At 49.4% G+C, this 24,793-nt stretch carries 24 protein-coding genes; 9 read left to right on the top strand and 15 right to left on the bottom strand.

The window, feature by feature from the left end; genetic code table 11:
* The first annotated feature begins 3 nt into the window (after positions 1 to 3).
* From infB to DQW12_RS08220, 9 genes are all read left to right on the top strand, one after another.
* Positions 4 to 2,670: a translation initiation factor IF-2 gene (gene infB, locus DQW12_RS08180; RefSeq protein WP_113907375.1), complete on the top strand. Its 2,667-nt coding sequence runs from the start codon at positions 4 to 6 to the stop codon at positions 2,668 to 2,670.
* 67 nt (positions 2,671 to 2,737) lie between these two features.
* Positions 2,738 to 3,142, top strand: coding sequence for a 30S ribosome-binding factor RbfA (gene rbfA / locus DQW12_RS08185; protein WP_113907376.1), 405 nt, complete (start codon positions 2,738 to 2,740; stop codon positions 3,140 to 3,142).
* The gene (gene truB, locus DQW12_RS08190) at positions 3,143 to 4,072 is read left to right on the top strand and encodes a tRNA pseudouridine(55) synthase TruB (protein ID WP_113907377.1); all 930 of its coding nucleotides are present in this window, start codon (positions 3,143 to 3,145) and stop codon (positions 4,070 to 4,072) included.
* Positions 4,073 to 4,171: 99 nt separating this feature from the next.
* Entirely contained in the window at positions 4,172 to 4,441 is a 270-nt protein-coding gene (rpsO, locus tag DQW12_RS08195; RefSeq protein WP_113907378.1) for a 30S ribosomal protein S15, read from the top strand.
* A gap of 179 nt (positions 4,442 to 4,620) precedes the next feature.
* Complete coding sequence (pnp, locus tag DQW12_RS08200; protein ID WP_113907379.1) at positions 4,621 to 6,735, top strand: polyribonucleotide nucleotidyltransferase; 2,115 nt, start codon at positions 4,621 to 4,623, stop codon at positions 6,733 to 6,735.
* 194 nt (positions 6,736 to 6,929) lie between these two features.
* A complete protein-coding gene (gene nlpI / locus DQW12_RS08205) occupies positions 6,930 to 7,868 on the top strand; it encodes a lipoprotein NlpI (RefSeq protein WP_157957882.1) in 939 nt (312 codons plus the stop codon).
* Positions 7,869 to 7,880: 12 nt separating this feature from the next.
* Positions 7,881 to 9,134 carry an SEL1-like repeat protein gene (locus DQW12_RS08210; protein WP_113907381.1) on the top strand — a complete coding sequence of 418 codons (1,254 nt, stop codon included), beginning with the start codon at positions 7,881 to 7,883 and terminating at the stop codon, positions 9,132 to 9,134.
* Positions 9,135 to 9,225: 91 nt separating this feature from the next.
* A complete protein-coding gene (locus DQW12_RS08215; RefSeq protein ID WP_113907382.1) occupies positions 9,226 to 9,558 on the top strand; it encodes a hypothetical protein in 333 nt (110 codons plus the stop codon).
* Positions 9,559 to 9,595: 37 nt separating this feature from the next.
* Positions 9,596 to 10,180 carry a CBS domain-containing protein gene (locus tag DQW12_RS08220; RefSeq protein WP_113907383.1) on the top strand — a complete coding sequence of 195 codons (585 nt, stop codon included), beginning with the start codon at positions 9,596 to 9,598 and terminating at the stop codon, positions 10,178 to 10,180.
* Positions 10,181 to 10,226: 46 nt separating this feature from the next.
* Here DQW12_RS08220 and lipA read toward each other — a convergent pair whose 3' ends face one another.
* From lipA to leuS, 15 genes are all read right to left on the bottom strand, one after another.
* Positions 10,227 to 11,192: a lipoyl synthase gene (gene lipA / locus DQW12_RS08225; RefSeq protein WP_113907384.1), complete on the bottom strand. Its 966-nt coding sequence runs from the start codon at positions 11,190 to 11,192 to the stop codon at positions 10,227 to 10,229.
* Entirely contained in the window at positions 11,176 to 11,838 is a 663-nt protein-coding gene (gene lipB / locus DQW12_RS08230) for a lipoyl(octanoyl) transferase LipB (RefSeq protein WP_113907385.1), read from the bottom strand. The genes lipA and lipB overlap by 17 nt, the downstream gene beginning before the upstream one ends.
* Positions 11,839 to 11,900: 62 nt before the next feature.
* Positions 11,901 to 12,164, bottom strand: coding sequence for a DUF493 family protein YbeD (gene ybeD, locus DQW12_RS08235; protein WP_113907386.1), 264 nt, complete (start codon positions 12,162 to 12,164; stop codon positions 11,901 to 11,903).
* Between the two features lie 22 nt (positions 12,165 to 12,186).
* Entirely contained in the window at positions 12,187 to 13,038 is an 852-nt protein-coding gene (locus tag DQW12_RS08240) for a D-amino acid aminotransferase (protein ID WP_113907387.1), read from the bottom strand.
* A complete protein-coding gene (locus DQW12_RS08245; RefSeq protein ID WP_113907388.1) occupies positions 13,035 to 14,198 on the bottom strand; it encodes a D-alanyl-D-alanine carboxypeptidase family protein in 1,164 nt (387 codons plus the stop codon). Before DQW12_RS08245 ends, DQW12_RS08240 begins: the two co-directional genes overlap by 4 nt.
* 52 nt (positions 14,199 to 14,250) lie before the next feature.
* The gene (locus tag DQW12_RS08250) at positions 14,251 to 15,078 is read right to left on the bottom strand and encodes a septal ring lytic transglycosylase RlpA family protein (RefSeq protein WP_113907389.1); all 828 of its coding nucleotides are present in this window, start codon (positions 15,076 to 15,078) and stop codon (positions 14,251 to 14,253) included.
* Complete coding sequence (gene mltB, locus DQW12_RS08255; RefSeq protein ID WP_113907390.1) at positions 15,075 to 16,052, bottom strand: lytic murein transglycosylase B; 978 nt, start codon at positions 16,050 to 16,052, stop codon at positions 15,075 to 15,077. Before mltB ends, DQW12_RS08250 begins: the two co-directional genes overlap by 4 nt.
* Before the next feature lie 40 nt (positions 16,053 to 16,092).
* A complete protein-coding gene (gene rodA, locus DQW12_RS08260) occupies positions 16,093 to 17,208 on the bottom strand; it encodes a rod shape-determining protein RodA (protein ID WP_113907391.1) in 1,116 nt (371 codons plus the stop codon).
* Positions 17,195 to 19,123, bottom strand: a complete 1,929-nt coding sequence (gene mrdA / locus DQW12_RS08265) for a penicillin-binding protein 2 (protein ID WP_113907392.1) — start codon at positions 19,121 to 19,123, stop codon at positions 17,195 to 17,197. Before mrdA ends, rodA begins: the two co-directional genes overlap by 14 nt.
* Positions 19,124 to 19,125: 2 nt before the next feature.
* Entirely contained in the window at positions 19,126 to 19,596 is a 471-nt protein-coding gene (gene rlmH / locus DQW12_RS08270) for a 23S rRNA (pseudouridine(1915)-N(3))-methyltransferase RlmH (protein ID WP_113907393.1), read from the bottom strand.
* Between the two features lie 3 nt (positions 19,597 to 19,599).
* A complete protein-coding gene (gene rsfS, locus DQW12_RS08275) occupies positions 19,600 to 19,923 on the bottom strand; it encodes a ribosome silencing factor (RefSeq protein WP_113907394.1) in 324 nt (107 codons plus the stop codon).
* 52 nt (positions 19,924 to 19,975) lie between these two features.
* Positions 19,976 to 20,626: a nicotinate (nicotinamide) nucleotide adenylyltransferase gene (nadD, locus tag DQW12_RS08280; protein WP_113907395.1), complete on the bottom strand. Its 651-nt coding sequence runs from the start codon at positions 20,624 to 20,626 to the stop codon at positions 19,976 to 19,978.
* Positions 20,619 to 21,662: a DNA polymerase III subunit delta gene (gene holA, locus DQW12_RS08285; protein ID WP_113907396.1), complete on the bottom strand. Its 1,044-nt coding sequence runs from the start codon at positions 21,660 to 21,662 to the stop codon at positions 20,619 to 20,621. The genes nadD and holA overlap by 8 nt, the downstream gene beginning before the upstream one ends.
* 1 nt (position 21,663) lies before the next feature.
* Entirely contained in the window at positions 21,664 to 22,158 is a 495-nt protein-coding gene (locus tag DQW12_RS08290; protein ID WP_113907397.1) for an LPS-assembly lipoprotein LptE, read from the bottom strand.
* Positions 22,158 to 24,770, bottom strand: coding sequence for a leucine--tRNA ligase (leuS, locus tag DQW12_RS08295; protein WP_113907398.1), 2,613 nt, complete (start codon positions 24,768 to 24,770; stop codon positions 22,158 to 22,160). The genes DQW12_RS08290 and leuS overlap by 1 nt, the downstream gene beginning before the upstream one ends.
* Positions 24,771 to 24,793: the final 23 nt, after the last annotated feature.

The raw sequence follows: 24,793 nt of genomic DNA on the forward strand, positions 1-24,793 counted from the left end.
TAAATGGCAGAAGTCAAAGTAGAAAAACTTGCCAGTGATATCGGTACCTCCGTTGATCGCTTGCTGAAACAATTGAGTGACGCGGGCATTCAAAAGAAAGGTGCCGACGACTCGGTTACTGAAGACGAAAAAGCGCAATTGCTTGCGCACTTGAATCGTGCGCACGGTGGTGATGGTGCGCCGTCTACGCCAGAACGTATGACTTTAAAACGCAAGAGTCGTAGCACGCTGAGTGTGGGCGCGGGCCCAGGCAAGGCGAAGGCAGTTCAAGTAGAAGTGCGGAAAAAGCGTACTTATGTAAAACGTCCGTCTGCAGAAGAACTCGCCGCTGAGGAAGAAGCGCGTTTAGCAGCCGAGCGTGAGGCCGCGGAACAAGCTAAAGCGGAAGAAGAAGCGCGATTAAAAGCGAAAGCGGAAGCAGAGCGTAAGGAAGAAGAAGCGCGTCGTGTTCGTGAAGAAAAACGCAAGGCGCAAGAAGCTGCAAAAGCGAAGGCTGCAGCAGCGGCTGCCAAGTCTCCTGAAGAACGCGCGGCTATTGAAGCAGCGCGCGCGGAAGAAGAAAAACTGCGTAAAGTGCAGGAAGCTGAGCTGGCTAAGAAAGCCGAGGAAGAGGCAAAGAAACAAGCTGAAGAAGCGCGTCGCTTAGCCGAAGAAAACCAAGCACGTTGGGAAGAAGAAGAACTTCGCCGCAAGAAAGCGGAAGAAGAAGACGTTCACTTCACTACGTCTGAAACTGCGAAATACGCGGAAGAGCAGCAAGACACGGAAGAAGAACGTCGTGCTCGCCGCAAGAAAACAAAGCAAAAGAAAACCAAAGAAGACGAAGAGCAACCGCGCCGTGAACGTCGCCGTAAGGGCGGCAAAATGAAAGCGCCACAGTCGTTGCAGCACGGGTTTAATAAACCAGCAGCGCCGGTAACTAAGGAAGTTCGGATTACCGAAACGATTACAGTTGCAGAACTTGCTAACCGTATGTCGATTAAAGCGTCTGAAGTGATTAAGTCGATGATGAAGCTGGGTGAAATGGTAACCATCAACCAAGTGCTCGACCAAGAAACGGCGTCGTTAGTGGTTGAAGAAATGGGCCACACACCAGTAGTGGTGAACGACAACGCATTAGAAGAGTCGGTATTGAGTGACCGTGGTGAAAGTGGTGAACAAACGCCACGTGCGCCTGTCGTGACCGTAATGGGCCACGTCGACCATGGTAAAACCTCGTTACTCGATTACATTCGGAAAACCAAGGTTGCCGACGGTGAAGCAGGTGGTATTACCCAGCACATTGGTGCATACCACGTAGACACAGGTCATGGCATGATTACCTTCCTTGACACGCCGGGTCACGCTGCGTTTACCTCTATGCGTGCTCGTGGTGCAAGTGCAACCGACGTGGTTATTCTAGTGGTTGCAGCCGACGACGGTGTGATGCCACAAACCATTGAAGCTATTCAGCACGCGAAAGCTGCGGGTGTTCCGTTGGTGGTTGCAGTGAACAAAATGGATAAGCCAGAAGCTGATCCTGATCGTGTGAAGTCTGAATTGTCGCAACACGGTGTGTTGTCTGAAGAGTGGGGCGGCGACACGCAGTTCGTTCATGTTTCTGCGAAAGCAGGCCTCAATATTGACGGCTTACTAGAAGCGATATTGTTACAAGCTGAATTGCTTGATTTAACGGCAGACCATGCAGGTATGGCGCACGGGTTGGTTATTGAATCGCGTCTCGACAAAGGCCGCGGTCCAGTTGCGACAATTTTGGTGCAGTCAGGTACTTTGCGTAAAGGTGACATTGTTCTGTGTGGTTTAGAATACGGTCGTATTCGTGCCATGCGCGACGAGCTTGGGCGCGATGTGTCGGAAGCCGGTCCGTCAATTCCAGTAGAAATTCTCGGATTGTCGGGTGTTCCTTCTGCGGGTGACGAAGTAACTGTGGTGAAAGACGAGCGTAAAGCGCGCGAAGTGTCGAATTATCGCCAAGGTAAATACCGCGACGTGAAACTTGCACGCCAGCAAAAAGCCAAACTCGAGAACATGTTTAGCAATATGGCAGAAGGCGATGTTTCTGAATTGAACATTGTATTGAAGTCTGACGTGCAGGGCTCGCTTGAAGCAATTACCGAGTCGCTGGGTAAGTTGTCTACAGACGAAGTGAAGGTAAATATTGTTGGTAGCGGTGTAGGTGGAATTACGGAAACCGATATTTCACTCGCCGGTGCTTCAAATGCAATCGTTATCGGCTTTAACGTTCGGGCCGACTCGGCTGCACGTAAAGTAGTTGAGAACGAAAATATTGAACTTCGTTACTACAGTGTTATTTACGACCTAATCGACGAAATTAAGCAAGCCATGACGGGTATGTTGTCGCCTGAGTTTAGACAAGAAATCATTGGCTTGGCCGAAGTTCGTGACGTGTTTAAGTCGCCGAAACTTGGTGCGATTGCCGGTTGTATGGTTACCGAAGGTATCGTTAAACGTTCAGCCCCTATTCGTGTATTGCGCGAAAACGTGGTTATTTACGAAGGTGAGCTTGAGTCGTTACGCCGCTTTAAAGACGACGTACAGGAAGTTCGCAACGGTATGGAATGTGGTATCGGGGTGAAGAACTACAACGACGTTAAAGTAGGCGACCAAATCGAAGTATTCGAGACGGTTCAGGTAGAACGTACTCTGTAAGTTCTTGGTACTTATTGAACCGATCGGTGCTTGGCATCGATCGGTTTTTTCTATAAAGGAGAGCGCTATGGCTGATTTTAAACGGGTTGACCGTTTTTCCCAGCAACTGCAACGTGAAGTAGCTTTAATTCTACAGCGCGAAATTAAAGACCCACGCGTGGTCATGCCAACAGTGTCCGATGCAGAAGTGTCTCGCGATTTGTCGTACGCGAAGGTTTTTGTAACCTTTTTACAGGACGATGAAGAGGCGGTTAAGGAAGCATTAGACGTATTAAATGATGCGTCGGGATATATTCGCTCGTTGCTAGGCAAGCGTTTAAAAGCCCGAGTTACGCCCAACTTGAAGTTTGTCCATGACCGCTCAACTATGGACGGCATGCGCATGTCGGCATTGGTAAAACAAGTGCGCGCAGAAGACGAGCGCAAGAAGAGCGAGCACGGCGACAATAACGATACCCCGCAGGACGATTAAATGGGTCGTAGGCGTAAGAACGGTCGTGACGTGCACGGCATGATTTTAATCGATAAGCCGCAAGGGGTAACCTCGAACAGAGTCGTACAAGTGGTTCGACGGTTATTCAATGCTAATCGAGCAGGGCACACCGGTGCGCTCGATCCGCTGGCGACAGGTATGCTGCCCGTTTGCTTAGGGGAAGCCACTAAGTTCTCGCAGTTGCTGCTCGACGCTAACAAGAGCTATCGAGTCGTCGCTAAGTTGGGGCAACGTACAGACACCAGTGACGCCGACGGAACCATTGTCGAAACCCGGCCGGTGGCTGTGTCCGAAGCCGAGTTGTTGGCAGCATTAGAGCAGTTTCGTGGCCCAATTCAGCAAGTTCCTTCGATGTTTTCCGCGTTAAAGTATCAAGGCAAACCGCTCTACGAATATGCGCGGGCCGGTAAAACGGTTCCGCGTGAAGCGCGAAGCATTACCATTTTCAGCCTGCGCTTGGTGGCTTTTTCTGGCGATGAAGTAACCCTTGATGTGGATTGCTCAAAAGGTACCTATATTCGTAGTTTAGTGGATGATCTCGGGCAAGTGCTGGGGTGTGGGGCGCATGTAAAAGTGCTACGCAGAACTGCGGTGACCCATTATCCAACTAACGCTATGATAACCCTTAGCGACCTTGAAGCACGGGTAGAATCGTTGGCCGCGCCGACAGAACTAGACGCACTGTTGCTGCCGCTCGACACACCAGCGTTGTCGTTGCCGGCGGTAACCTTGACAGAACAAGAGTGCAAAGGTTTTCGCCATGGTCAACCTTTTCAGCTGGCCGAAAACGAATCACCACCTGCGGAGCGGCTACGTGTGTACGACGACGCAAACTGCTTTTGGGGGATGGCGAAATATCGTGACTCAGACGGCCAATATTGGCCCGCTCGGGTTGTTATTTATGGCTAGAAGTGCTTGTAAATAAAGGTGTGGGCTCGTATAATGCGCCCCTCTTTACTTTGGCTGAAGTAGTGATCGGCTAAGGTTCATTTAACTGGAGTAACAATTATGTCACTAACAGCTGCTCAAAAAGCTCAAATCGTACAAGACTACGCACGTGCCGAAGGCGACACAGGTTCACCTGAAGTGCAGGTTGCATTGCTAACTGCTCAGATTTTGCATTTGCAAGATCACTTCAAAGAGCACAAGCACGACCACCACTCACGTCGCGGTCTACTGCGCATGGTAAGTCAACGTCGTAAGCTTCTCGACTACTTGAAGCGTAAAGACCAAGACCGCTACTTAGAGTTGATCAAGCGTTTGGAATTGCGTCGTTAAGAAGCATTTCATACAGAAGGGGCCTTTGGCCCCTTTTTGTTTTTAAGATTCTGTTGTTCGCGATTATTCGTTATACTGCGAACGGCAAAATAAGCAAGTATGTCAGTGAGCCCGGGTGGGCAACTTATATCAATAGTGAATATAAGTAAGTGAATGTAAGTAAGTGAAGGAAAAGAAAAGTGAATCCTATTATTAAACAATTTCAGTATGGTCAACATACCGTTACTCTTGAAACTGGTGCAATTGCGCGTCAGGCCACAGCAGCTGTTATGGCAAGCATGGGTGACACCTCGGTGCTGGTTACTGTGGTTGGCAAAAAAGAAGCCAAACCAGACCAAGACTTCTTCCCGTTGACTGTGAACTACCAAGAGCGTACCTACGCGGCTGGTAAAATTCCAGGTGGTTTCTTCAAGCGTGAAGGCCGCCCAAGTGAAGGCGAAACCCTGACCAGTCGTTTAATCGACCGTCCAATTCGTCCACTGTTCCCAGAAGGTTTCTTTAACGAAGTTCAGGTGATTGCAACTGTAGTTTCAGTCAACCCAGAAATTTCTCCAGATATCGTGGCACTGATTGGTGCTTCGGCTGCGCTTTCTATCTCTGGTATTCCATTTAATGGCCCTATTGGTGCAGCGCGCGTTGGTGTAATCAACAATGAATATGTGCTCAACCCGTCACAAACTGAATTAACCAGTTCAGATCTTGATCTTGTGGTTGCAGGTACTGAGGCCGCGGTATTAATGGTTGAGTCGGAAGCGAACCTACTCAGCGAAGACGTAATGCTTGGCGCGGTTATGTATGGCCATGAGCAAATGCAAACCGTAATCAGCGCGATTAACGAATTGGCAGCTGAAGTGAACACCCCGAAGTGGGATTGGCAGGCAGCGGCGAAAAACGAACCTTTGATCGAAAAAATTCGTGCCTTTGCTGCGGAAAAAATCGGTCAGGCATACAGCATTGCAGATAAAGCAGAACGCCGTGACGCGCTGAGCGTTGTTCGTAACGAAATGCTTGAAGCTTTGAAAGCAGACGATGCAGAGCTCAATGAAAAAGAAGCCTCTGATATTTTCCATGATATCGAGTCAGACGTAGTGCGCAGTCGGATTATTGCCGGTGAGCCTCGTATCGATGGTCGTGAACCGGATATGGTTCGTGGTCTGCACGTTGCTACGGGCGTACTTCCACGTACCCACGGTTCAGCTTTGTTTACGCGTGGGGAAACCCAAGCGCTTGTGGTGGCAACGTTAGGTACTGAGCGTGACGCACAGAATATCGACGAAGTAATGGGCGCGCGTAAAGACAACTTCATGCTGCATTACAACTTCCCTCCGTATTGTGTAGGCGAAACCGGCATGGTGGGCTCACCTAAGCGTCGTGAAATTGGTCATGGTCGTTTAGCTAAGCGCGGTGTGTTGGCAGTTATGCCCTCGCCAGAAGAATTCCCGTATACCATTCGTGTGGTTTCAGAAATCACTGAATCAAACGGCTCAAGCTCTATGGCTTCTGTTTGTGGTACCTCGTTAGCGCTGATGGACGCGGGTGTGCCGATCAAGTCTTCAGTGGCAGGTATTGCCATGGGCTTGGTGAAAGAAGGCGATAAGTTTGTTGTTCTTTCTGACATCTTAGGCGATGAAGATCACCTCGGTGATATGGACTTTAAAGTTGCGGGAAGCACCGAAGGTGTTACTGCTCTGCAAATGGACATTAAAATCGAAGGGATTACCAAAGACATTATGGAGCAAGCATTAGCACAAGCCAAAGCCGCTCGCTTACATATTCTTAAGGTAATGGACGAAGCCATTAGCGGCGCACGCGAAGAAGTGTCTTCATTTGCACCGCGCTTCCATATTATGAAAATTAACCCTGAAAAAATCCGTGACGTAATTGGTAAAGGTGGTGCAGTCATTCGTGAACTTACGGAATCGACCAACACCAATATCGAAATTACCGACGACGGTACGATTAAGATTGCCGCCACAGATGAAGCTGATGCGAAAGCTGCAGTTGCGAAAATCGAAGCTTTAACTGCTGAAGTTGAAGTGGGTCGTATTTACGAAGGTAAAGTAGCTCGCATTGTTGATTTTGGTGCCTTTGTAACCATTTTACCGGGTAAAGACGGCTTAGTTCACATTTCTCAAATCGCTGAAGAGCGTGTAGAGAATGTGAGCGATTACCTAGAAGTAGGCCAAACCGTAGCGGTGAAAGTTCTTGAGATTGATCGCCAAGGTCGCGTTCGCTTGAGTATGAAAGAAGCTGCACCTAAGGCTGAAAGCTCAGCAGAGAGTGATAGCGAATAATTTCATTCGTTTAATGCTCACTTAGCTGCTGTTTAAAAATAGCAGTGATTTTAAAAACGCCCTTTGCAGAAGCTCAGGGCGTTTTTTGTTGGTTTTGACGTAGTCTGTGGCATCCGAACAGTTGATTCTAGGAAAGCGGCGATCACTGTGGTGTAATAGGAAAAGTGCAGAGCAGTTGTTGGTGGAGTTTAGTTTTGAAAATATTTGTGTACATCGCTTTATTGAGTTTCCTTGTTGGCTGTCAGCTTACCCCCTCCGATTCCGGTAATGAACAAGGTAGCCGGGAGCAAGGCCAACAGGGCAGAACGGGGGGAGAAGGGCAAGCTCAGCGGCGAGCGGATCTTGCTATTGTCGAACCGGCCTTGCCGTCGCAGAGTCAGCAAGCAGAAATTGCACAAATAAATGAGCTGATGGAAAGCGATGAAGTTAACGACGAACAGCGGGCCACTCTTTATTATCGTCGGGGTGTGCTGTACGACGCATTAGGTCTAAATACCCTTGCTTTATTAGAGATGAATAAGGCACTCGCCCTTGAACCGGCTATGGCAGATGCGTGGCACTATGTTGGCATTTATTACATGCAAAATGGTAATTACAGCAACGCGTATGAGGCATTCGACAGCGTAATTGAATTAAGCCCGGAACATGATTTTGTGTATTTGAACCGTGGCTTAACCTCGTATTATGACGGTCAATTCGACATGGCGTTTACCGATTTTGCGGATTTCTATTTTCAAGATCCGAGCGACGCTTACCGTATCGCGTGGCAATATTTTGCGGCTTTTGAGCTCGACTCTGGGCGCGCCTCGGAGCAACTTCGGCAGCAAATGCAAGCCGTTCCAGCGCGCACCTGGGGGGGCGGTATTTTGCGTTTTCTTGCTGGCGATATATCTGAAAATCAGCTCATTTCTGCTGCCTTTCAGGGCATTGAAACACATCAAGAGTTAGTGGAGCGTTTGTGTGAGGCCTATTTTTACTTAGGCAAGAAGGCGGCGATGCAGGGTGATACCGAGCAAGCACTTAATTATTTTAAGTTGGTGCTCATGACCAATGTGTATTCGTTCGTTGAGCACCGCGTTGCCCGAGCGGAACTTTACCGTTTGCGGGAAGCGGATCAAAAAAGCGTGCCGTAAGTTAAAGTGACAATGCGTGTTGTAACGTGGTTCGTTGTACTTGGTTTAGGCCTGTTGATCACGTCGAGCGGTCCAACGTTAGGCCATTCATGGTTAAGCAAACGCATTGCTGCAGAACAAGGGTATACGCAAGCCATGTTCGCCGTTGCCAAAAGGGCACGGCAACAGAATAACAATCATGAAGCGGTAATTTGGTTTCAACGTGCGCTCCAAGGCGGCTTTAGTGACGCTGCGTTTGAACTGATTGAACTGGTGCCTCAGCGCCGTTATGAATGGCTACAACACGCTGCTGCACAGAGTTTGGCAGCAACGATTGAACTCGCTCATGGCTTTCCTGAACAGTACCAACTCGCTCGCGCGGAGCTTGCTCCTTTCTTTGATAATAGTGTAAACGAACTACAACAAACCCTCGCACCTGCCCAGCAAAGCCAACTCGCCGAGCTGCTGATAGGGCTGGGTGAGCCGTCGCTTCTCCCACACTGGCGCAGTGTTGCGCCAAATACCAGCGAGTGGGCTCAACGCCGTGCTGGTGCCGATATTTTTCGAGCTACAGCAGGGTATTGCGATTTTCGTCTGCATTTTCAGTTCGAGCGAAATCAAGGCCTGTTGGCTATCTATCAATGGTTGGCCGAAATGAGCGGGTTTATGCAAGCGCGTGGGCTCGTACTCTGCGCCACTCGGACGCAAGAGCCGCTAAACCATTGTGAGCCCAGTAGTGGCAGGGCTTATTGTGTTGCTCACGAGGAGTTTTCGACTACGCATGTAAATATTGTGGTGACAGAGCAAGGAAGTGCAAACACGCGAAATCGCACTATATACTTGAATGAAAAAGCGACGTGGCGAGTGCTGTTACATGAGCTTGGGCATGCCTTAGGCTTGGCAGACGAATACCCGATGCAACGTGACGTAGCAGAGCGATTTTGCGCGGATGACTTTGTATTTCCCTCGTGGAATGTGATCACGACAGAGAGTAGCTTAGTGAGCAGCCCTGAACTCGAACGCATTCAAGCGCGTTTACCTTGGGCCAGTGAACTGAACACCACAATAGCGTCGCCGATACTGATTGGTGGAGTGCCGTATTGGCGTTTAGGTTCTGCAGAGCCGCGTCGGGTGGGTTTATATCCCACCGGTACCTGTGAAAATACCGGTGCGCAAGCCTGGCGACCTTTCAGCGAAGCTACCTTTATGGAGCGTTCAGAAAGTCGTTTTGTACCCGATTTATATCTGCAATGGATGTTACAGAGTATGGCGGAACAAATGCCATAGTTGCCAATTTCAATTATATTTTTCTCCAGCTATTGAGTTTTTCGCCAAGAGGGCGTATTTCTTTTAAGGGAAAGGAAACGGAAAGGAAGTTATGGTGCTACGCTCATTCACGATCACGTTATTGCTACTCTTGGCGCTTTTTAGCGGCCATAGTGCTGCGTATCATTCGAATGAACAGGCGTTATTTGCTCATGTAGACCGCACATCTTACTTTCTACCTGCAACGCAGTCGGCTGCTAATGAAAGCGCCGTAAGCGCATGTTCCGGCGACAGCCCAGCAAACGACAATGCTGCAACCGCTGCAGCACTGCAGCTGTTAGTGCAAGCAATACAACACTCGGTTCGTTTCAGTATTGCAGAGCTAGACTGGGAGTTTGTTTCACTCGCCGCACACCTTATTCGAGGTCCACCCATTTACTTCTAAGTGAAAAACATTTTCTTTTAATCTTAGGAGTATTCTCATGTCAAAATTTCATTCTTTAGCTGTTGAGCTAGGCTCTTCGGCTGTCAAATCGCCTTTAGTAAAAGCGGTATCGTTTTTCAGCTTTAGTGATCCTGCCAACGTAGTTTTAGAAAACATAACCTTTAAAGACGCTTTGTTTGTAAAGCGCCACCTGAAGTTGCCGGAATTGGACGCACTTTTGTCTGCGGCACAGCGGCGCCATGCTTTGGTGATGGACCGTAACGGTGAAGTGCTCGGGATTGTTAATAAGCACAGTCTCTACAACGGCAAAACGGTGCGCTTAGCCAAGGAGTTGGGTGTTGCGCATAACGAATTGGAAGCTGAGCAGTTAATGATACCGTTGGCGCGCTTGCCGTCGGTGAGCAAAAAGGCCTTGGAACAAGCCAAAATTGGCGACATTGCACTTACCCTGCAGCGTTGTAACTCAGATTTTATTGGTGTTACCGAAAACGACGAGTGGGTTGGTTTTATCGCTGCGTTAACCATAGCGGAAAAAACCGGAGAGTCGATACACATCAGCTTAATTGGTCAGTCGTTTGCTGAAATTGTGCATGCTGTGCGTCACCCCGAAGCGTTAGAGTGAAGGGCAAAAAAAAGCCTCACGGTTTACCGTGAGGCCTTTGTGAAGCTTATTTCACTTCAATGCCGGCGGCTTGTAGGTCGGCGTGGTACGAAGAGCGCACTAAAGGACCTGACGCGGCTTGTGTAAAGCCCATTTTGTCTGCTTCGCGCTTAAACATGGCAAACTCGTCGGGGGTAACATAACGTTTTACTGGAATGTGATGGCGGCTCGGCTGTAAATACTGGCCGATGGTTAACATGTCGACATTGTGCCTACGGAGATCTTCCATAACTTCGAGAATCTCTTCATTGGTTTCCCCGAGACCCACCATTAACCCAGACTTAGTGCGTACATCTGGGCGGCGCTCTTTGTAGAGCTTGAGCAAATCGAGCGACCATTGATAGTTGGCGCCGGGACGAGCGGCACGGTACATACGCGGAACCGTTTCAAGGTTATGATTGAATACATCCGGCGCCTCGGCTTCCAATATATCCAATGCAATTTGCATGCGGCCGCGAAAATCAGGCACTAGAACTTCTATTTTTATCCCTTCACTGCGGCTACGAATCTCACGAATGCAGTCGGCAAAGTGCTGCGCTCCGCCGTCGCGCAAGTCGTCGCGGTCTACCGAGGTGACCACTACATAATTCACCCCCATGTCGGCAATAGTTTCACCGAGTTTTACTGCTTCTTGTGGGTCAACTGGCAATGGGCGACCGTGGGCGACGTCGCAGAATGGACAACGACGGGTACAAATAGCGCCTAAGATCATAAAGGTAGCAGTGCCATGGTTAAAACATTCGGGCAAATTAGGGCACGAGGCTTCTTCACATACTGAATGTAAACCGTGTTTACGCATTGCCTTTTTTATGTGGTCAATACGTTCAGTTGAGGCAGGTAAGCGCACTTTCAACCATTCGGGTTTGCGCAGCATTTCTTCGCGTTCTGTTGGCACAACTTGAACGGGAATAAGTGCCATTTTGTCTGCGTCGCGCAGTTTTACGCCGGGTTCAATTCTAACTGGCTTTGACATAATCGGATGCGAGTCCTGTTTGATTGATCGTTTTTGCATAAGCGAGTTGTTCAGCAAAGTGCTGTACAATAAGCTCTGCGGCTTCGTTAATATGTTCGGGACCTTGGTGTGCACTGGTTTGCGTCATTACCATGCCTGCATATCCACAAGGGTTAATGCGCAAAAAAGGTGACAAGTCCATATTCACATTTAAGGCGAGGCCATGAAAAGAGCAGCCTTTGCGAATACGTAAACCGAGTGAACAAACCTTTTCTTCACCAATATAAACTCCCGGCGCGTCTGCGCGAGGAGCCGATTGAATACCGTACGGCGCTAAGCTTCGCACCACAGTTTCTTCTATCGCGGTAACAAGATCGCGCACGCCGAGTTTACGACGGCGAATGTCAATCATGAAATACACCACGAGCTGGCCGGGCCCATGGTAGGTTACTTGGCCACCTCTATCTACCGGAACCACTGGTATGTCGCCTGGCGCTAGGAGATGCTCTGCTTTGCCGGCTTGGCCCTGAGTGAATACCGGCGGGTGCTCGACGATCCAGAGTTCATCCTGACTATGTTCGTCGCGCGTGTCGGTAAAGCCCTGCATGGCTTCCCATACAGGTACGTAATCCATACGGCCTAATTGGCGAATAACGAGTTCATTCATAGTGTGCAATTATACCTGAACAAAGCGGTAACAACACCCAGCGAAAAGTGCGGGTATTTGCGTTATAAAACGTGACGTACGCCGTCGATGGTAGCAAGGCGAGCATACAGCGTTTCTACGTGATCTTTGTCTTGCACGACCACGCGAATAGTTACGCTATGGTAGTTACCTTTACTCGAAGCTTTAGTTTCAGTGGTGTAATCGCCGGGTGCATGTTGCTGCACCACAGACACCACGTCGTCTGCAAGGTCGTGGCGGGCAATTGCCATTATTTTGTAGGTAAACTCACACGGGAAGTCGAGTAATTCGTCAAATTTAGTATTCATTACTTAATCTCTTTGCTACGGCCTATGCTAACGCTGGGCCTTGTGGGCGGCTCATGCGAAAAGCTTGCGCCAACTGCTCAGTTATGGGGCCTAGTTTAGCATTTGCAATGGCGGTTTCCCCAATAAATCCAACCGGCTGAACTTCGCGAGTAGAGCTGGTAAGGAAACATTCATCGGCTTGCATAAGGTCGTCGACAGAGAACGCCTGCTCTTCAACCGGTATACCGCATTGATGCGCAAGACTTAAAACCCAATCGCGGGTGATGCCGGGTAGAATGAGATTGTCTTTTGGTGGGGTAAAGAGCACGCCGTTTTTTACCATAAAGTAGTTGCATGACGCACCTTCGGTAATGCGCCCTGCACGCTGCAAGATAGGCTCAAAGGCACCACACTGAGCAGCTTGCTGCTTAAGCAAAATATTGCCCAGTAAGCTAATGCTTTTAATATCGCAGCGTAACCAGCGAATATCGTCCATAAGCTCAACACGCACAGGCGGCGCAGTGGTTTCTGGAGGCGTCCAGGCTGAGGCTGTGGCCATTACCGTCGGCGTGAGCGAGTTCGACGGTAAATGTTGGCGAGGATATTCAGCGCCGCGAGTCACTTGAATGTAAATAATGGCATTCGCATTCGCAATGCCCTCTGCGAGCGTTTGGCAAATACTGAGCCACTCGGTTTGCGTGTGCGGGTTCGGAATATTGATCGCCTGCAGGCTGTTCTCGAGCCGTGCGAAATGGGCCTCGAATTCGAGCGGGTAACCTTGGTAAAAGGGCACGACTTCGTAAATACCGTCGGCAAACAAAAAACCGCGGTCGAACACTGAAACCGCGGCTTCTTCAGGGCGCTGCCATTGCCCGTTGAGGTAAACTAAACTCATTCGTCGCTAAATCTCTGCTTAATGTTGTCCATAATACGTTTGAAGAAACCGCCGCGCTCTACGGCTTGTTGGGTAACCAAGGGGAAGGTCGCAATATCTTCACCTTCAAGTGTTAAATAAACACGACCAACGGTTTCGCCCAACGCGAGCGGTGCTTCGAGGGGTTTGTCGAGTACAAAATTCGCTTCTAGGCGATCGCGCTGTCCTTTTGGTAAAGTCACCACAACAGCGTCTTGCACGCCAAGTTCGACTTGATCGATACTCCCGCCCCAAATGCGCTGCGACACAAAGCTCTCGCCCGCTTCGTAAGCGGTAACTGTTTCATAGAAACGAAACCCGTAATTGAGTAATTTTTTTGATTCAGCAGCGCGCGCGACTTCGCTTTGTGTACCCATAACCACGGTAATCAAGCGCATACCGTCTTGTGTTGCCGAAGTAATGAGGCTGTATCCGGACTCCGCGGTGTGGCCCGTTTTTACCCCGTCTACGTTCAGGCTGCGGTCCCACAACAGGGAATTGCGGTTGTACTGGCGAATGTTGTTATAGGTGTATTCGCGTTCGCTGTGTAAGGCATAAGCACTCGGTAGCTCTTTAATAAGAGCTTGGGTAAGCAGCGCCATGTCAAATGCGGTAGTGACTTGCCCTTCAGCAGGTAAACCATGCGGATTACGAAAGAGGGTGTTTTGCATGCCAATACTTTGCGCATGGGCATTCATAAGGTCGGCAAAAGCACCTTCGCCCCCAGCAATATGCTCAGCCATCGCTACCGACGCGTCATTACCTGAGGAAATAATAATGCCCTTTTGCAATTCTGATACGGGAACTTCACGGCCGACTTCAATAAACATTAACGACGAGCCCGGGAAGTTGCGCGCCCAAGCACGTTCGCTGATGGTTACCGGGTCGGTTAGGCTAATAGTGCCGCGCTCGAGTTCTTTACCAATAATGTAGCCGGTCATTACTTTGGTAAGGCTTGCTGGGCCATGAGGCTCGTGTTCGTTACTGGCGGCTATAATTTCGCCTGTGGTGTAGTCCATTAGAATATAACTGCGCGCATTTATAGACGGAGCCGGCGGAACTACGGCCGTTGCGGTAAAGGAAAATAAACTGAGTGCAAATACACTACCGGCGAAAAGTTGATTCAATACGCGCTTTTTCATGGGTAAGAAACTCTCTCGTTTAAAAAGAAAAAAGAAGGCTGAGGAGCGATCATTAACGGTCGTCTATTGTATCAGAAAATGACGATGCTTCGTTAGTACGCTGTACCCGAAATGCACCTGAGTAGCCATTATTTCTGAGTGTACTTAACCACTGTGCTGCCTCTAATTCGTCGAAAGGGCCAACGAATAGTCTATGTAGACCATTGCTCTCGTCGAGGGTTGCATTGAGTTGGTAATTATCTTTCAACGGTTGCACAAGGGCGACCAAATTTTCTCTACTCTGTGCTGCTGCCAATTGAATATAGAGTTGTGAGGCCTCTTGTTCAGGGGTGCTTTCGTTACTTCGTGCTAAAAGTGGCGGTTGTATTTGAGTAATCACTTCAATATGAACAGGAGCGGTGCCTGTTGCTACAACGCCAAGGCGGTAAGCTGCCGCGTAGGAAAGATCTATAATGCGACCGCGATGGAAGGGACCGCGGTCATTTACGCGAACAATCGCTTGTTTACCATTGGCGGTATTGGTAACCCGAACGTAGCTTGGTAACGGCAGTGTTTTGTGCGCCGCGGTCATGCTAAACATGTCAAAATACTCGCCGTTTGAGGTGAGGTGGCCATGGAATTTACGCCCATACCAAGAGGCGATGCCGGTTTCTTGGTAGCCTTCAACGTTACGAATAATGTCGTAATGTTGGCCAAATAGCTGATAAGGCGCGTTGCCTTGGCGGCTATAAGGCTCGAACCGTGGAATCGGGTCTTGCATTTCCACGGAGGTAGGCGACCGGCTGGGAGTTGCGTCGTGCTTCATACTGTAACGGCTAGACGTGCCTGAACAGGCACTTAAGCTAAGTATGAGGGCGACTAAAGCGAGCGCTTCTTTCATGGTGCTTTACGTTGTAACCGTTGTGAAAGTTGATACACAACCATAGCGTAAAGTGGGCTATGATTGTAACGAGTAATGCTGTAAAAATTTGGCAAGGCCACATAATATGAGGCGTTCCCAGCGGGCTCGTCGAATTTAAAGAGTCGAGCGGGGGTATCGCCGGCAGCTTCCGTTACAAAGTAAATACCAGCATTTTGCAGTTCCGCAACCGTATGCGTGAGTTGTTGACCACGCGTAGAAATTAACTCAGTAAGATTTGCTTCACGACCAGGCCAAGCGGGCACAGCCACCGGCTCACCAGCTTGCCAGCGGTGGCGGGCAAAGTAGTTGGCAACGCTACCAATGGCGTCGATTGGGTTGGAGAGCAAATCGCGCACCCCGTCACCGTCAAAATCAACGGCATATGCGCGGTAGCTCGAGGAAATAAATTGGCCATAGCCCATGGCACCGGCATAAGAGCCCATCAATTCTGTTGCGGGCAATTGTTCTTCTTCCACCAAGGCTAAAAAATGACCGAGTTCGCTTTTAAAAAAGGTAGCGCGAGGCGGGTAGTAAAATGCCAGAGAGTAGAGCGCGTCGAGCACTCGATGGCGCCCAAGGAAGTTGCCGTAAGAGGTTTCCACACCAATGATCGCGACAATGATTTCGGCTGGCACACCGTAGGTTTTTTCTGCCCGCTCCAACGCTTGTTTGTGCGTTTGCCAAAACTCTATGCCTTGTTCGACTCGGCGTTCAGTAAGAAAAATAGGGTAATACTCATGCCAAGGTTTCGCCTCCCATGGGCGCGCAATAGCTTCTAATACGTCGTTACTTTTCTGTGCTTGGCTGAGTAATGCCTCAGCCCGTTCACGGCTAATATTATGTTTTTGCTGGAGGTCATTAAAAAAAGCTTGGTCGGGGCCATCAGAGGCCTGCAATGCAGGGCTACTCACGAGTAACAAGGAACTGAGTAAGGTGGACATTCTTATTTTCATAACGCTCTCTCTATTTTTAGGTGCGTGTGTAGCAAAACACTTAATGGCTAACAACCAACCGCCGATGGGTAGCGAGGGCCATTAAAATACCAAATCCGGCCATCATCGTAACCATCGACGTTCCGCCATAACTAATGAGCGGCAAAGGCACTCCAACTACCGGCAGCAAGCCTGACACCATGCCAATATTCACCAGTGCATAAACGAAGAATGTGAGGGTTAAGCTACCGCCAAGTAAACGCCCGAACATACTTTGCGCGCGCACTGAAATAAGTAAGCCCCGCACAATAATAAAACCGTAAAGCGCTAACAGCAGAACCACACCAAATAAACCGAATTCTTCACTGAATACAGAAAAAATAAAATCTGTATGGCGCTCCGGCAGAAACTCAAGTTGTGATTGTGTGCCTTGTAGCCATCCTTTACCTTCTATTCCACCTGAACCAATGGCTATTTTGGATTGGATAATATGATAACCGGCACCCAAGGGATCGCTTTCAGGATTAAGAAAAGTAAGCACACGTTGGCGTTGATAGTCGTGCAGACCGAAAAACCATAAAACGGGAATGGAGGCTGCTGCGAGCACGCCGCCAGCAGTGACTACGCGCCAACTCATACCCGCCAGAAAGAGTACAAAGATCCCCGAGGCACCGACTAGTATTGATGTACCTAAGTCGGGTTGCTGGGCAATGAGTGCAACGGGTATGGCAATGAGTATCAAACCACCGAGCACTTCAGTAAAACGAATCGGTAGTGCACCGCGTGCGCAGTACCACGCCAACATAAAGGGCACTGCTAACTTTAGTATTTCCGAGGGTTGAATGCGGGTTATACCAATGTCGAGCCAGCGCTGCGCACCTTTACCACTCACGCCGAAAAACAATACGGCAACCAGTAAAGCGATACCCACCAAGTAGATGAAAACGGCCCAACCGCGGTAGCGCATAGGGTTTATTTGGGCAACCACAAACAGAACCCCAAAAGAAACACCAATACGCACCAACTGCCGAATTACGAGACCACTGTCTTGTCCGCCGGCACTATAGATGACGAAGAGGCTTATGACCGAAAGGGCCATTAAGGCCAGAAAGAGGGGGCCGTCAATGTGGAGCTTCGCTAACCACGGATGGCGAACGCGTTCTTCATTCGTTAGCATACGACTCCTCTAGGCTTGAATTATGAATAACGCTTCGCGGCCGATTCTGCTCACGCCCGAGTAAAAAATAGTAATCCATAATTGCACGGGCAACGGGTGCCGCATTGCGGCCGCCGCCCCCCACATTTTCAATGGCTAGAGCAATCACTATTTCAGGGTCTGTGGCCGGCGCGTAACCTACATAAGTGGCGTTGTCGCGTAAGTGCTCGGCAATATCTTCTAGCTCAAGGCGTTCTGCCTCGGGATCGTCTGACAATCCGGCAACTTGGGCTGTACCGGTTTTGCCCGCTGAGGTGTAAGGTGCGCCAAGGAAAGCAGTATGTCCCGTACCATGAATGGTGGTAATCACGCGCTCCATTGCCGTGTGAATAGTATTCCAGTGCTCAGGGTCACTGACCGACAAGGGTGACTTTTCTAACGGATTATTAAATTCGAACTCTTGGTTATCGTAGATAGCGCGCATTAATCGCGGATTCATGCGCCGCCCTTTGGTGGCAATGGTTTGCGTAGAGGTTGCCAACTGTAGTGGGGTGGTGGTCCAATAACTTTGGCCAATGCCAACGGTAATGGTTTCACCCGCATACCATGATTCTGCAAAACGACCACGTTTCCAGTCGCGGCTAGGCAACAGAGCCGTGTTCTCTTCATGTAAGTCAATGCCAGTGCGCTGGCCAAAGCCAAACTCACTCATAAACTCATGAATACGATCAATACCGAGCTGGAGTGCTAAGTCGTAATAGTAGGTATTGCACGACTCCACTATCGCTTTATCGATATCAACCCAGCCGTGGCCGTGCTGACGCCAGTCGCGAAACCGGCGCTCTACACCTGAAATTTCAAACCAACCGGGGTCCCAAATACGCGTGCTGGCGGTTACAATTCCGTCTTCTAAACCCAGCAGCCCAAGATGAGGTTTCACCGTGGAAGCGGGTGGATAGCGGCCCTGTGTTGCTCGGTTAATTAGCGGTGTGTCGGTATTATTGAGTAATTCGCGATATTGGTTGCTCGAAATGCCACTGACAAACCAATTCGGGTCGTAACTTGGATTCGACACCATAGCGAGCACGCCACCCGTGTTAGCGTCGAGTACCACAATAGCCCCGCGGCGGCCGTCAAGTTGTTGGTGCGCTACGCGTTGTAAACCGATATCGAGTTCTAAGTAGAGGTCGCGGCCCGGCTTAGGCGGATGAAAATCTAAGGTGCGTACTACGCGTCCACGATTGTTTACTTCAACCGTTTGGTATCCCACTTCGCCGTGCAGTATTTCTTCATAATAGCGCTCAATGCCTAGCTTGCCGATGGTGCGCGTGGCTGCATAGTTCTGATAGCGCTCTTGCTCTCGTAAGCGGTCCACGTCTTGCTGATTAATTCGCCCAACATAGCCAATAGTGTGGGTGAAGAGCTCTCCAAGCGGATAATTGCGCTGTAAACGAGCCTCGAGCGAAAACCCTGTAAATTGATGCTGTGCTACCGAAAAGCGTGCGACTTGATCTTCCGTAAGATTGTCGGCAAAGGTCACTTGTGGAAACCGACGAGAGCGGCGAAGCTGAGTGTAGAAACGATCTACCGCGGTTTCGGGCAGCTCAAGCAACTCGGCAACGTGTTCAAGTGAGGCTCTCAGGTTGGTGCTTTCTTCGGGCACTACCTCAATGCTGAATACGGGAATATTCTCAGCTAAGAGTTCGCCGTTACGGTCGTAAATAAGCCCACGGTTTGGGGCGACGGGCAGTACCATAATACGGTTACTGTTTGAGCGTGTTTGATATTCTTGAAACCCAGACACCTGAAGATTATAGAGATTCGCCAATAGCACAACGAATACCAGCGCAACCACAACCACACAGAAAACAGCCCGCCGAAAGAAAAGTTCAGCTTCTGCCTGATGATTTCTTATTGGAACGCGTTTTCTACTCATTATTATTCGCGATGGTAAGGGTGGTTGTTATTTAAACTCCAGGCTCTAAATAAGGCCTCTGCTAAAACAATTCGCACAAGCGGATGAGGCAAGGTAAGTGCCGACAACGACCATTTTTCTTCGCTGGCTTGCTGGCACGCTTGCGACAAACCTTCCGGCCCGCCCACAAGAAACGCTACGTCGCGTCCGTCGAGCTGCCATGCTTGCATACGTTGCGCGAGTTTGTGGGTGGTCCAGGGTTTACCTTCAACCTCTAGGGTAACAATACGAGCAGAACGCGCTACTGCGCTGAGCATTTGTTCACCCTCTTTATCTGTTATGCGCTGTATGTCGGCATTTTTGCCGCGTTTCCCTGCTGCAATTTCAACAAGTTCAAGCGGCATGTCGGGTGGTAACCGTTTACTGTATTCCTGAAAGCCTTCGGTGACCCATTTGGGCATTTTTTGTCCGACTGCAATCAATTGAAAACGCATAGGTTACGGGTGTCCCCAAAGCTTCTCGAGTTGATAAAAGTCGCGAGTATCGTCTTGCATTACATGCAATACAACGTCGCCAAAATCAACTAACACCCACTCACCGTCAGTTTCGCCTTCGGTGCCGAGCGGGGCGTTGTCAACATGTTTGGCTTCGGTTGCCACATGATTGGCAATACTGCGTACATGGGTTTTCGAATTACCCGAACAGACCACTAAAAAGTCGGTTACATCGGTTTTTTCACGAATATCGATAACACGAATGTCACGTGCTTTGAGGTCATCTGCTTTATCTATAATAAAGTCGCGTAATGCTTCTGCTTGCAATGTACATGTTCTCCGTTATGGGGCTATGACCGCTAAGTTTACCACGAGTTCCCTACGTGGGCAGCTTAGGATATAAGTTATGTGCCTCAATATAACGAAAAGTTTCATCAAAGAGGCCTAAACTTAAAGCGCGCTCGTGGTCCCGCGCTGAGAGAGCGGCACGCAACTCCGTTGCCGAACAGGCAACGGCCGTTGGCGACACAAAATGTATTTTGGCTTTTTGCTCGGGTTTGGCAAACCAGTCCTGTACTGGCTCGGGCGCTTGTGAGGCTAAATAACCGGGTCTAGGCAGCACGACAAGCTCGGCAAGCTCGGTGAGCTGCTGCCAATGAAGCCATTGGTTGAGGGTAACATAACTGTCCATGCCAATAACAAAGTAGAGCTTACTGTGCGGAAACTGTTGCCGGAAATGCTGTAGCGTCGGCCAAGTTCGCGAAGGTTTACCTTGCTTAATTTCCCAGGTGTCGACCTGTAAACGAGGATCTTGCTGCGCAACTTGTTGCAGCATAGCAATGCGATGTTCATTCGACGCTTGCGGCTGCGCGCGATGCGGCGGAGTGCAGGTGGGTACCAATCGAATGTGTTGCCAATCAAATTGGGCTGCAATTTCAAGCAGGGGCTGAATGTGGCCTTTATGCACGGGATCAAAAGTGCCGCCTAAAATAGCGATGCGCTGCGGCGGTGTTGTTTGCTGATCAGGCATAACGGTATGGCTTTAACGCTTCAAGTTGTTGGCTGCGCAATAGACTAATACCAAAGTGGGCGAAAAGTACCATAATATTTTCACCCGACGCTCTTTTTATCGCCATTTCCGCACGCTCTAGCAAAGTGCTGAGGTGCATATTCATTTGCGGCGTGTAGGCGCGGGCCAGCCGTTCGAATTCACCTTGGTGTTGCCAAATACGTTCCTGATTAAACACCGTTTTAGTCGAGCCACCATGCGCCAAAGTGCGAGCAAGCTGGTCAAGAATACTTTGTAACTTATGCAGGGCCCACAGCATTAGCACTGGCTCTGTGCCCATTTCATGCAGGCGCTCTAAGCTATGTAAATAACGCTCAAGCTGGCCGGTCACCAAGGTGTCGCGCAGCATAAAAATGTCGTAGCGGCTTTGGTCGGAAGCGTTTTGTTCAATCTCGTGGGCAGTCCACGGTGCTAAGCGGTTGGGTTCTTGTAAACTTAGCTTCATAAGCGCTTGTTCAAGAGCGAGTAAGTTTCCTTCATACCAGAGGCTCAATTGTGCAAGCGCTGAGTTATCAAGTTGCACATTGTGAACCCGTGCCCGCTGTTGAATATAATTTGGTAAGCGATCGCGGTCGGGCGTGTAAATGGGAACAAACACGCCATGCTTTTCGAGTGCCTTAAACCATTTCGTGGATTGGGTTGTTTTATTTATGCGCGGTCCAAAAACAAGCAGGCATTGGTCGGGTGACTGAGAGGCGATAAAACTCTGCAATGCGGCACCCCCGTCGCGCCCAGGGCTTGCGTCGGGCAGTTCAAGCTCGATTAATTGCTGGCTAGAAAAAAGTGACTGCGTTTGGCCTTGGCTATGCAACTCATTCCAGTCAAATTGTTTGTCTTGGGTAAGCTGAATACGCTCTTCAAACCCTTGTTGCTTAGCTGCTTTGCGAATTTCGTCCAAGGCTTGTTGGCAGAGGAAGGGCTCGTCGCCAAACACTAAATAGCAAGGCTTTAGGGCTTGGCTTAAATGCTCGGTTAACTTATTCGTTTGAACCTGCATGTTACTCTCTCAAATACTGATTCATGAGAATAAGCAGCCGCTGCACAGCTGTGTCGCGCATTTCGCTCACAATAAGCTCGAGTTCACGCGTTTTTGCCAGCGCAAAATTCGGATCGTCTTGGTAATCTCGGGTTAATTGAATACGTTGTGTGGTGCGCTCACCTTGTTCATTCACAAAGGCCACCGGTAGCGTATAAATGAGTTCATATTCGGCAACTTGCCCACTGGGAAGAAGGCTAAGAATGCGTCGATCAAGTTGATCTTCGCCAATTTCTATGTGTGGAATACCCCTGTTTTGTGGCACCACTTCAACGCTACGTAAATGCAGCGCATCTTGCAAAATACTTGCTACTTGATTGTGCAAACTTGCGTTCACAGACACTTGGGTAAGGTGCTCCGGAACTTGGTAGTCGCCGCGAAAGTGAAAACCGCAGGCTTGCAAAGTAAACAAGCACTGCAGTACCACTATGTATTTAACCCATCGGCTAATGTGCATTAACTCACCACAATGTTGAGCAGCTTGCCGGGTACGTAAATAACTTTGCGAACCGTTTTGCCGTCCAAGTGACTTGCCACATTTTCTTGTGCAAATGCATTTTGCTCAATGTCTTCCTTGGTGGTGTCGGCCGCTACGGTAATACGCGCGCGAACCTTACCATTCACTTGCACTACAATGAGCTTTTCGTCTTCAACTAAAGCAGACTGGTCAACGCTCGGCCATTGCTCAAAGTTAATGTCGCTGCTGTGTCCTAAGGCTTGCCATAACCGTTCACACACATGCGGTGTAATAGGGAATAACAACACCACTATGGCATTGAGCGCTTCTTGCATTACGGCCCGATCGTTGTCGTTTTCAAGAGCAGCTTTTTGCAGGTGATTACTCAGCTCCATAACGGCCGCAATGGCGGTGTTAAAGTTTTGCCGACGGCCCATGTCGTCGGTTACTTTGGCAATAGTGCGGTGTAACTCTCTACGTAATGATTTCTGTTCGTTCGTTAAATGCGTTAGATCCAGCGTATGTTTGCCAGCGTGGTCTTGGAATTCGTACACTAAACGCCACAAACGCTTCAAAAAGCGGTGCGCACCTTCCACACCCGAGTCCGACCACTCAAGGGTAAGCTCAGGTGGTGCAGCAAACATCATAAATAAACGCACCGTATCGGCACCGAAGCGGTCAACCATAGTTTGTGGGTCGATACCATTGTTCTTCGACTTCGACATTTTGGTGGTGCCGCCGTGAATTACAGGTTTACCGTCGGTTTTTAAAATGGCTTTTTTAATACCACCTTTTTCGTCACGTTGTAGTTCAACGTCTAGGGGTGAAAACCATTGCTTACCGCCTTTCTCGTCTTCTCGGTAAAAGCTGTCGGCAAGGACCATACCTTGGCAGAGCAATTGCTTAAAGGGTTCGTCAGACTCCACCAACCCCGTGTCGCGTAAAAGCTTGTGGAAGAACCGCGCATAGAGTAAATGCAAAATAGCGTGTTCAATACCACCAATGTACTGATCAACCGGAAGCCAGTAGTTTGCCTTTTCAGGGTCGAGCATGCCGTTTTCATAGCGCGGAGAACAATAGCGCGCATAGTACCAAGAAGACTCCATAAAGGTGTCGAAGGTATCGGTTTCATGCTCTGCTGCTTGCCCATGCCAGCTCGCTTCTCGCCATTCAGGGTTCGACTTTATCGGTGAGGTAACGCCGTCCATTACCACGTCTTCAGGCAAGCGCACCGGCAATTGGTCGTCGGGTACTGGTACTGATTCACCATTGGCCAAGTTCAGCATGGGAATAGGCGCGCCCCAATAGCGCTGGCGCGAAACACCCCAGTCGCGTAAGCGATAGTTCACTTGGCGTTCGCCAACCCCTAAGCTTTCCAACTTGTCAGCAATGGCGTTAAAGCCTTGCTCAGTATCGAGCCCATTGAAGTCACCTGAATTCACCAAATGGCCATTGTCGGTGTAAGCCGCCAGAGAAAAGTCGTGCTCGCCTTCGAGTGGTTTAATCACCGGTACAATGGGTAAACCGTAGGTACTGGCAAACTCCCAGTCGCGTTGGTCGTGAGCAGGAACCGCCATAACGGCACCCGTGCCGTAATCCATAAGTACAAAGTTGGCAATCCAAATTGGAACGAGTTCACCGGTTAATGGGTGCTTCGCAGAAAAGCCAGTTGCAATGCCGCGTTTTTCCATTGTTGCAAGGTCGGCTTCTGCTACTTTTTGCTGTTTGCAACTTTCCACAAACTCGGCAACAGCTGAGTTATTTTGTGCCGCTTGCAAGGCTAATGGATGTTGTGCCGCAACCGCCATGTAAGTCACCCCATAGAGGGTGTCTGGGCGGGTGGTATAAACGTTAATGCTACTTAAATCGGCGGCTTCCACTTGGAAGCTAATTTCAACCCCCTCAGAGCGGCCAATCCAGTTTCGCTGCATGGCTTTGACCTGCTCAGGCCAGCCTTCAAGCTGGTCTAAGTCGTTCAATAATTCTTCCGCATACGCGGTAATGCGAACAAACCACTGGGGAATTTCTCTTTGTTCTACCGGAGCTCCCGAGCGCCAACCGCGGCCGTCGATAACTTGCTCGTTGGCTAACACGGTTTGGTCTACTGGATCCCAGTTCACCGTAGCATTCTTTTTGTAAACCAAGCCTTTTTCGAAAAGGCGAGTAAAGAACCACTGTTCCCAGCGATAATATTCAGGGTGGCAGGTTGCTATTTCGCGTTGCCAATCATAACCAAAGCCAAGGGTTTTTAACTGGCTACGCATGTCGGAAATATTTTTATAAGTCCAGTTGGCCGGTGCCGTATTGTTCTGAATAGCGGCGTTTTCGGCGGGTAAGCCAAAAGCATCCCAGCCAATCGGGTGAAGCACATTTTTGCCTTGCAAACGCTGATACCGTGACACCACGTCAGACAACGTATAGTTACGAACATGCCCCATGTGTAGCTTGCCACTGGGGTAAGGGAACATAGACAAGCAATAAAATTTCTCTTTGCTTGAGTCTTCGGTCACATTAAATACGTGGTCTTTTTCCCAACGTTGCTGAACTTGTTGTTCTACAACGGTTGGTTGGTACTGTTCTTCGAGAAAGCGTGCTTCATTATGTTTGGTCATCGACATACAACCTGCTGGTGTCG

Source organism: Aliidiomarina celeris, from assembly GCF_003316875.1.
Lineage (GTDB): Bacteria > Pseudomonadota > Gammaproteobacteria > Enterobacterales > Alteromonadaceae > Aliidiomarina > Aliidiomarina celeris.